At 62.8% G+C, this 8,211-nt stretch carries 11 protein-coding genes; 5 read left to right on the top strand and 6 right to left on the bottom strand.

What is annotated here, in order from left to right:
- The 4 genes from EN994_RS09515 to nhaA all read left to right on the top strand — a co-directional run.
- Positions 1-464, top strand: a 464-nt coding sequence (locus EN994_RS09515) for an ATP-dependent helicase C-terminal domain-containing protein (RefSeq protein WP_281060136.1), incomplete at its 5' end; no start/stop codon positions are given.
- A 26-nt stretch (positions 465-490) separates the two neighbouring features.
- Positions 491-1,822 (top strand): ActS/PrrB/RegB family redox-sensitive histidine kinase, encoded by a 1,332-nt coding sequence (locus EN994_RS09510; protein ID WP_063169901.1) that lies wholly within the window; start codon positions 491-493, stop codon positions 1,820-1,822.
- Positions 1,823-1,907: 85 nt separating this feature from the next.
- Positions 1,908-2,471, top strand: coding sequence for an ActR/PrrA/RegA family redox response regulator transcription factor (locus EN994_RS09505; protein ID WP_013528072.1), 564 nt, complete (start codon positions 1,908-1,910; stop codon positions 2,469-2,471).
- A gap of 62 nt (positions 2,472-2,533) precedes the next feature.
- Complete coding sequence (gene nhaA / locus EN994_RS09500; RefSeq protein WP_063169902.1) at positions 2,534-3,742, top strand: Na+/H+ antiporter NhaA; 1,209 nt, start codon at positions 2,534-2,536, stop codon at positions 3,740-3,742.
- 14 nt (positions 3,743-3,756) lie between these two features.
- On the opposite strand, the gene EN994_RS09495 is transcribed toward nhaA, so the two are convergent.
- The 4 genes from EN994_RS09495 to cueR form a co-directional block, all read right to left on the bottom strand.
- The gene (locus EN994_RS09495; RefSeq protein ID WP_050596417.1) at positions 3,757-4,257 is read right to left on the bottom strand and encodes an MmcB family DNA repair protein; all 501 of its coding nucleotides are present in this window, start codon (positions 4,255-4,257) and stop codon (positions 3,757-3,759) included.
- 91 nt (positions 4,258-4,348) lie between these two features.
- A complete protein-coding gene (locus EN994_RS09490; protein ID WP_127219059.1) occupies positions 4,349-4,609 on the bottom strand; it encodes a hypothetical protein in 261 nt (86 codons plus the stop codon).
- Between the two features lie 941 nt (positions 4,610-5,550).
- Positions 5,551-5,982 (bottom strand): OsmC family protein, encoded by a 432-nt coding sequence (locus EN994_RS09480; RefSeq protein ID WP_013528068.1) that lies wholly within the window; start codon positions 5,980-5,982, stop codon positions 5,551-5,553.
- Positions 5,983-6,040: 58 nt separating this feature from the next.
- Positions 6,041-6,463, bottom strand: a complete 423-nt coding sequence (gene cueR, locus EN994_RS09475; RefSeq protein ID WP_024501803.1) for a Cu(I)-responsive transcriptional regulator — start codon at positions 6,461-6,463, stop codon at positions 6,041-6,043.
- A 226-nt stretch (positions 6,464-6,689) separates the two neighbouring features.
- On the opposite strand from cueR, the gene EN994_RS09470 reads away from it, so the two are divergent.
- On the top strand, positions 6,690-7,307 hold the full coding sequence (locus tag EN994_RS09470) for a L,D-transpeptidase (protein ID WP_013528066.1): 618 nt from the start codon (positions 6,690-6,692) through the stop codon (positions 7,305-7,307).
- A gap of 111 nt (positions 7,308-7,418) precedes the next feature.
- Here the strand turns inward: EN994_RS09470 and EN994_RS09465 are convergent, their stop codons facing one another.
- Both EN994_RS09465 and EN994_RS09460 read right to left on the bottom strand, forming a co-directional pair.
- On the bottom strand, positions 7,419-7,745 hold the full coding sequence (locus EN994_RS09465) for an NIPSNAP family protein (protein WP_013528065.1): 327 nt from the start codon (positions 7,743-7,745) through the stop codon (positions 7,419-7,421).
- An 82-nt stretch (positions 7,746-7,827) separates the two neighbouring features.
- Positions 7,828-8,211: NifU family protein (locus tag EN994_RS09460; protein ID WP_127307496.1), on the bottom strand; the 384-nt coding region annotated here is incomplete at its 5' end.

Genomic DNA, 8,211 nt, shown 5'->3' with positions numbered 1-8,211 from the left:
CCCTCGTCGAGCGCCTCGACGACTGGCTGCTGCCTTACCTCGCCGGCGCGGCATCGTTTGCCGCCATCGATGCAGGCGTTGTCTCGGCCGGGCTGGCCAGCCTCGTGCCGCATGATCTGCAGCGCAGGATCGATACGCTGGCGCCGACCCATTTCGACGCTCCGTCCGGCAGCCATGTGCCTATCCGCTATGACGGCGAATGGCCGGTGCTGGCGATTCGCGTACAGGAGCTGTTCGGCCTCGACCGCCATCCTTCGATCGCCAATGGCACTGTGCCGCTGACGCTCGAACTCCTGTCGCCGGCGCACCGGCCGATCCAGACGACGCGCGACCTGCCCGGCTTCTGGCGCGGCTCCTGGACCGACGTGCGCGCCGACATGCGCGGCCGCTATCCCAAGCATGTCTGGCCGGAAAACCCGCTGCTCGCCGCCGCCACCGCCCGGGCCAAGCCGCGCGGGACCTAGCCTTTGGAGCTTCGCGGCTGTAATTCATGGCCATGATCAACGTTTTGCGTTCGCCCGATTTCCAGCAGAGCCAGAGACTGCGCCTCAACACGCTAATCCGGTTGCGATGGCTTGCCATTGTCGGTCAGAGCCTGGCGGTGCTCGTCGTCGCCTATGGGCTGAAGTTTCCGCTGCCGGTCAGCCTCTGCTTTGCCCTGATCGCCTGTTCGGCCTGGATGAACCTGTTTCTCGCCTTTCGCTTTCCGGCGGCACACCGGCTCACGCCGCTTGCGGCCTTCGGCATCCTCATCTTCGACAGCCTGCAGCTTGCCGGCCTGCTCTACATGACCGGCGGCCTCACCAATCCGTTCTCGCTGCTGATGACCGTGCCTGTCGTCATTTCGGCGACATCGCTGCCCCTGCGCCTGACTGCCATCCTCGGCGGGCTGGTCATGTCGGCGGCGACCTTTCTGGTCTTTGTCCATCTGCCGCTGCCCTGGCATGAGGATGCGCCGCTGGCCATGCCTTTTCTCTATGTCGCCGGCATGTGGATGGCGGTGCTGTCCTCGATCGCCTTCACCGCCATATATGCTTTTCGGGTGGCAGCCGAAGCCCGGCTTCTGGCCAATGCGCTCGCCGCAACAGAGCTGGTGCTGCAGCGCGAGCAACACCTTTCGGCGCTCGACGGGCTGGCCGCCGCGGCCGCGCACGAGCTCGGCACGCCGCTCGCCACCATCGCGCTTGTCGCCAAGGAGATGGAAAAGGCGCTCGGCAAGGATCCGAAATATGGGGAAGACGTGACGCTGTTGCGTTCGCAGAGCGAGCGTTGCCGCGAGATTCTCAAGCGGCTGACCAGCCTGTCCTCGGAGGGTGAGGCGCATCTTTCGCGGCTGCCATTGACATCGCTGGTCGAGGAGGTCACCGCGCCGCACCGGGACTTCGGCATCTCGATCAAGCTTCGGCCCGGCGAACGCATCGGCCCCGAGCCGGTCGGGCAGCGCAATCCGGGCGTCATCTACGGCCTCGGCAACCTGGTCGAGAACGCGGTCGATTTCGCCCGCAAAAGCGTCACCGTGCGCTGGAGCTGGGACGAGGCCACCGTCACCTTCTCGATCGTCGATGACGGCCCCGGTTTTCCGGCCGAGATCATCGACCGCATCGGCGAGCCCTATATGTCGACGCGCCAGGGCAATGAAACCGGCGGTGGTCTGGGCCTCGGCCTGTTCATCGCCAAGACCCTGCTCGAACGCTCTGGTGCCGTGCTCGATTTCCGCAATTCGGGTGGCCTGGGCGAGGGCGCCATGGTCCAGATATCGTGGCCGCGTGGTGTGTTCCTCAATCCGGAAATCACTTCGGCCAGCATGTTCGACACTGCCTGAGAGCCTTGAAGGACCTCTAAAAATTGGACAAGGAGGCTCAGGAACTATATTTGCGTAAAATTAAGGCAGCAGGAATTTTGAGACTATGACAGGCGACGAGAATATTGGCGCAATGGTTGAAGGCGAGGACACCTCGCTGCTTGTCGTCGATGACGACAAGCCGTTCCTCACGCGTCTGGCCCGCGCCATGGAAGCCAGGGGCTTCGTGGTCGAGACGGCCGAGAGCGTCGAGGAGGCGGTTGCCAAGGCGCGCGCCAATCCGCCCGCCTACGCCGTGGTCGACATGCGGCTCGGCGACGGCAACGGCCTCGACGTGGTCGCGGCCATCCGCGAAAAGCGCGAGGATTCCCGCACCATCATCCTGACCGGCTATGGCAACATCGCCACCGCGGTGACCGCGGTGAAGCTCGGTGCGGTCGATTATCTCTCCAAGCCCGCCGACGCCGATGATATCTTCGCCGCACTCACCCGCACCGCCGGCGAGCGCGCGGCGCCGCCGGAAAACCCGATGTCGGCCGACCGCGTCCGATGGGAGCATATCCAGCGCGTCTATGAGATGTGCGAGCGCAACGTCTCCGAGACAGCGCGCCGGCTCAACATGCACCGTCGCACCTTGCAGCGCATACTGGCAAAGCGCGCGCCGCGTTAAGGCCACCGTTTGCCATCTTGCCGATTGAAACCCGCCGAAACAGGCGGCATGACGGAGGCGACATGCAGGATCTGAAGCAGCGGCCGATTTCCGTCTTCCGCGAATTTCTCGATAGCGAAGCGGCCGGCGGCATCATCCTGATGGCGGCGGCGGCACTTGCGTTGATCGTCGCCAACTCGCCGCTCGCCGAAACCTATTTCTCCGTGCTCCACGCCTATCTCGGCCCGCTCAGCGTCTCGCACTGGGTCAATGACGGGCTGATGGCGGTGTTCTTCCTGCTCGTCGGGCTGGAGATCAAGCGCGAGATGCTGGACGGCCAGCTCTCCACCTGGCCTCGGCGCGTGCTGCCCGGCATCGCCGCCGCCGGCGGCATGCTGGTTCCGGCACTCGTCTATGTCGCCGTCAACCGCAACAATGCGGCCGCCCTGTCCGGCTGGGCGATCCCGACCGCCACCGACATAGCTTTTGCGCTCGGCGTGCTGTCGCTGCTCGGCAGCCGCGTGCCGGCTTCGCTGAAGGTGTTCCTCACAGCATTGGCCATCATCGACGACCTCGGTGCCGTCATCATCATCGCCATCTTCTACACCAGCGGCTTGTCGCTGGCTTATCTGGGTGCCGCCTTCGCAATCATTGCCGCGCTTGTCGTGCTCAACCGCATGCGGGTGATGACGCTTGTGCCCTATCTCGTTCTGGGCGTCGTCCTGTGGGTTCTGGTGCTGAAATCTGGCGTCCATGCAACGCTTGCCGGCGTGGCGCTGGCGCTGACCATCCCGCTTGAGCGCTCCGCCGGGATCGGTCACGATCTGGACCGTTCGCCGCTGCACCGGCTCGAGCACGGCCTGCACAAGATTGTGGCTTTCGTCGTCATCCCGATCTTCGGCTTTGCCAATGCCGGCGTTTCGCTCGCCGGCCTGAGCTTTGGCGCGCTGATCGAGCCGTTGACGCTGGGTGTCGCCGCCGGCCTGGTGGTCGGCAAGCTGGTCGGCGTGTTCGGCTCCTCGGCACTTGCCATCAGGCTCGGTCTTGCCGACCTACCCGCCAATGCCGGCTGGACGCACATGATCGGCATATCGCTGCTGTGCGGCATCGGCTTCACCATGAGCCTGTTCATCGGCCTGCTCGCCTTCGCCGGCGACGTGGCGCTGCAGGACGCGGTCAAGGTCGGCATCCTCGCCGGCTCCTTCATCGCCGCCATCCTGGGCGCTGCCGTGCTGCTCATGGCGTCCGCTAGGGGTGGCGTGGAGGACGGCGAAGAGGAGAGCCGGCCATAGACTGAAGGACGCCGCTACTCGCTCTCACCCTCCAGCGCCGGCACCGACACGCCGGCAAGCTCCGCCGCCAGCAGCCGCGAAGCGCCGGCCCGCGCGATCCGCAGCATCAGCGCCTTGCGCGTTGCCGCTGCCATGCGGTGCTCGGGCGCATCGCGCAGGATCTCGGCGCCATAGCCGTCGGAAAGGATGAAGCCGCATTCGTGCGGGAAGATCTCCGAGGGTACGCCGGGATGGGTGGCGAAGAAGAAGCGGTCGGAATGCAGCCGGTAGTCGGGCCATTTGCGGTCGACCCTGAAATCCTCGATCGAGGATTTGATCTCGATGATCCAGATATCGCCCTGCCGGGTCAAAGCGACGAGGTCGGCACGGCGGCCGGTGGCCAGCGACAGTTCGGGCAAGACATGCGCGCCCATATCCATGAGCAGCCGCTGCACACCGCGCCGCACCAGCATGGCGCGTTCGGACTGGCGACCGTCGATGAGAGGGTTGATTGGGATGGGCGAGATGATCGGCATGCCAGGCACCATGCCAGATTCTGTTCACGGTTTGAACCTGTTTTATGCAGGCGATTGTATATTCGATATACCCGGATATACCCAAAAGAAGTCAGGCATTGATCCTTGAAAGATTGAGCTTGTGGTGCACACCATCGTTCTCATGGGGACGGGCGGCACAAAATTGAACAGCACTGATGGTGAACAACTGTGGGCCTTTGACCTTGATGCTCTGCGCAAGGCTTTCAGAAAGTCCGTTCAGGAGCATAAAGTCACCACGGCTGATTGGGCGGAGCACGCCAAGCAGTTCCTGGAAAAACAGAGAGATCGTCAGCGCAAATCGACTTGATATGCTGCGCCGGTCAATTTCCATTTGGTAACTTTAAGATAGCAGCGAAAAAGTCTTTGCGCGTCACCAACCAAAGTCAGATGCAACCGCTTTGGTTCCGCGAATTCCGAATGGCATAAGCAGGGAGACGTCACTTCGACACTTTCGTGAAGTGCGCACCCCATCTGCGGGTGATGCATGGCTTTATGTAAATTAGCTAAAGCGAATATAAGAGAAAAGTGATATTTTGGAAGCAGCCGGGGCTCCCCCAATACACCCCGCTCCGGTCAGGCCCGGTGGCGGTCCACCCAAAGGAAGGCTACCGGGCCGATCCCTGCAACCAACCGGTGATCCGCTCGTTGATCCCATGCCGGGTTGATCCCCCGGCACTCCAGGACCTGCCCGCTGCCGAGGGGCGGCGGGCCTTTTTTTGCCGATTGATTGAAGCCCGCAGCGATAGCGAAGGCCCCGGCGGGCGCCGGGACCTTCGCGTTGCTGGTCTCGTCAGAAGTGGATCCAGAAGGATCTGCGGAAACATCTGCGGCGCCAATAGCCATTGCGCCAATAGCGACGGCAGACCCGCCTCCACCCGCGTCGGCGACGGCGGCGGTGCCATCTGCGGTGCCGCACCAACTCGACGCCATCCTGGACACCGGGACCATCCGGGTCGAGAATATCGTCGGACGGTTTGTCGAGCTCGTCGAGAATGCCGGGCCCCGTATTCGGGATGCCGGCCAAGGCGGTGGCAGGACGCGCGATTGCGACGACGGTCGCAGCCCCTGCCAGCCCAAGCATTCCAGTCAGAAACAATCGCCGATCCATGCCAACCTCCATCGTTGATCATTGCGACAAGGGAAGACATAGAGCGGCTGATTGACGCGCCCAGATGCCGAAGAAAATTGGGTCAATCGCTCTGCCGTGCCGGCGGCGGGCCTTTTTTGGCGATCTCTGACAATCCACGCGGCCAATGCGCCTGTTCCCGGGGATCATTCCTCCGACAAGCCGGCCGTCGTTGCGGCCGTTTCAATGCTCACCGACACGCCCTGGCGCAGGGAGTTGCTGACCGTGGAAATCGCCGCGGCCCTTGTAATGATCTCGGCCGGGTCGGAGCCGTCCAGCGTCGTGCATGAAACCGCCATGGTTGACGAGGTCGCGAGCAAAGGCTTGCCTTCGAGGTTCAGCGTCACGGTCACGGCGATCTTGTCGAGCGTTACGCCCATTTCCTCGGCGACGTAGCGAAGATCGTTGCAGAAGCAGCCGCCGATCGCCAGGGCAAGCAACTGGCCGCCATTGAAGCCCAGGCCCATGCCGCCGGCCTTGCCTTCGGGCCGGTCGACGATGATCGTGTGGCCGCCGGCCCAGCCCATGGCGGCTCGCGTGTCCTCCACATTGCGCAGTTCGACGGTCATCGAGACCATTGCGGATGTCCTCCCGGCAGGAGTCGACCAGGCTTCGGGCGTCGTCGACATACGGTCATTATGCAGGCGCAGAGGCGCCCTTGTCGCTAGGCAATGCCGCGCCCGCCATGTCATCAAGGATCGGACAATCCGGCCTTTCGTCGCCGTGACAGGCATGAATCAGTTTCTGCAGCGTCGAGCGCATCGACTGCAACTCGCGCACTTTCTCCTCGATCGCCGTGACATGGGCGGCGGCGATTTCGCGCACGTTTTGGCTGGCGCGGCTGCGATCCTGGTAAAGCGCCATCAGCTGGCGGCAATCGTCGATGGAAAAGCCGAGATTGCGCGCGCGGCGCAGGAAGGCCAGCCGATGGATGTCGTCTCCGGAATAATCGCGGTAGCCGTTGGCGGCGCGTGCCGGGGCGATCAGGCCGATCTCTTCATAGTAACGGATGGTCTTGGCCGGCAGGCCGGAGCGGTGGGCGGCGTCACCGACATTCATGACGGTTCTCCTCGATTTCCAGGAACCCATGGAGCAGGCCCCTTGAATTTGCTTCACAATCCTGTGAGTCCTGTTGCCAAAATGCCATAGTGATACGCTTACCGGTACGTCAAGGCAGGCATATAGGCATCGCGCGCTTGGCAAGCAAAGCAAATGCCAGCATGAATGATGATGAGAGAGCGGCCGACTCGTGCCGCCGAGTTTGGGCGGGGCACCGGATCACCTGATGCGCATGAAGTCGTTTGCAATCATCGCCGCACTGGCGCTCTCCACTGCTATCGCCGGTTGCAGCACCATCGGCTCGCAGATCTTCTCCAACGACTACGGCGCGGTCACCGACGCCGGTTATCAGCTGCCGCGCATCCCGATCGAGAAAGTGCCGATGAAGTACCATCGGCAGGAAGTGAACTACGATAGCCCGGAAAAGCCGGGCACGATCATCGTCGATACGCAGAACAAGTTCCTTTATTTCATCGAGGGCGACGGAAGGGCCATTCGCTACGGCATCGGCGTCGGCCGCGAGGGCTTCGAGTGGCATGGCACCGCCCACATTGCGCTCAAGCGCGAATGGCCGACCTGGACGCCGCCGAGGCAGATGATCCAGCGCCAGCCGGAATTGGAAAAGTTTGCCGGCGGCATGGAGCCGGGCCTGAAGAACCCGCTCGGCGCGCGCGCCATGTACCTGTTCAACAAGGGCGGTGATTCAGGCTATCGCCTGCATGGCAGCCCCGAATGGAATTCGATCGGCAAGGCGATGTCGTCTGGCTGCATCCGGCTGATGAATCAGGACATTATCGACCTCTATGACCGCGCCTCGGTCGGCGCCAAGGTCATCGTTCTCTAGAGGCAGTTTTCGTACGCGGACCGTCTAGGCAACAACGGACGTCCCAAGCAGAAAACCGGGCAATTCGGCCCGGTTTTTTGTTGTTTGCGCGATGCGACGCCTGCTCGGCGGTCAGGACACCGCCGAGAACGCGGTGGGTACCAAAATTTGGTTGATGATTGTCTCGGTGATCTGGCCATCACGCTCGGAGTCTTCCCGCGCCTGCGTCCAGGCAGGGTCCTTCACGAACGCCGTCCAGCGCTCTTCGCGTTCGGCCAGCGATTCCCATGCCAGCATGTAGGTCAGTTCGTTGTTCGAAGCTCCGATCAGCGTGGTAAAGAAACCCGCTTGGCGGATACCGTGCTTTTCCCATAATTTGAGCGTGATCTTGTCGAAGCGATCAAGAAGCGCCGGCAAGCGTCCCGGCAGAGCCCGGTAAACCCGAAGTTCGTAGATCATTTTGGAGTTCCTTCTGACCGATGCGCCGGAAGCGAAGAAATCGGACCAGACGGTCAGCAGGGTAGAATTGTCAAAACGGGCGTCAGGAGACCTGCTCGACCTGCTGCACTTCCGGCACGAAATGGCGCAGAAGGTTCTGGATGCCGTGCTTCAGCGTCGCCGTCGATGACGGGCAGCCGGCGCAGGCACCCTTCATGTGCAGGAACACCGTGCCATTCTCGAAGCCGCGGAAGGTGATGTCGCCGCCATCCTGGGCGACCGCCGGGCGCACCCGCGTGTCGAGCAGCTCCTTGATGGTGATGACCAGCTCCTCGTCGGCCTTGTCGTAGAACTCACCGGTCTGGCTGGTCTCGGCGGCCGGGCCGGCCTTGGCCATGACGGGCGCGCCGGACATGAAATGCTCCATGATGGCGCCGAGGATCGCCGGCTTCAAATGCTGCCAGTCGGGGCCATCCTTGGTCACGGT

This window comes from Mesorhizobium sp. M7A.F.Ca.CA.002.09.1.1, from assembly GCF_003998555.1.
GTDB classification, from domain to species: Bacteria; Pseudomonadota; Alphaproteobacteria; order Rhizobiales; family Rhizobiaceae; genus Mesorhizobium; species Mesorhizobium ciceri.
This window is presented reverse-complemented; position numbering and strand designations above follow the sequence as displayed.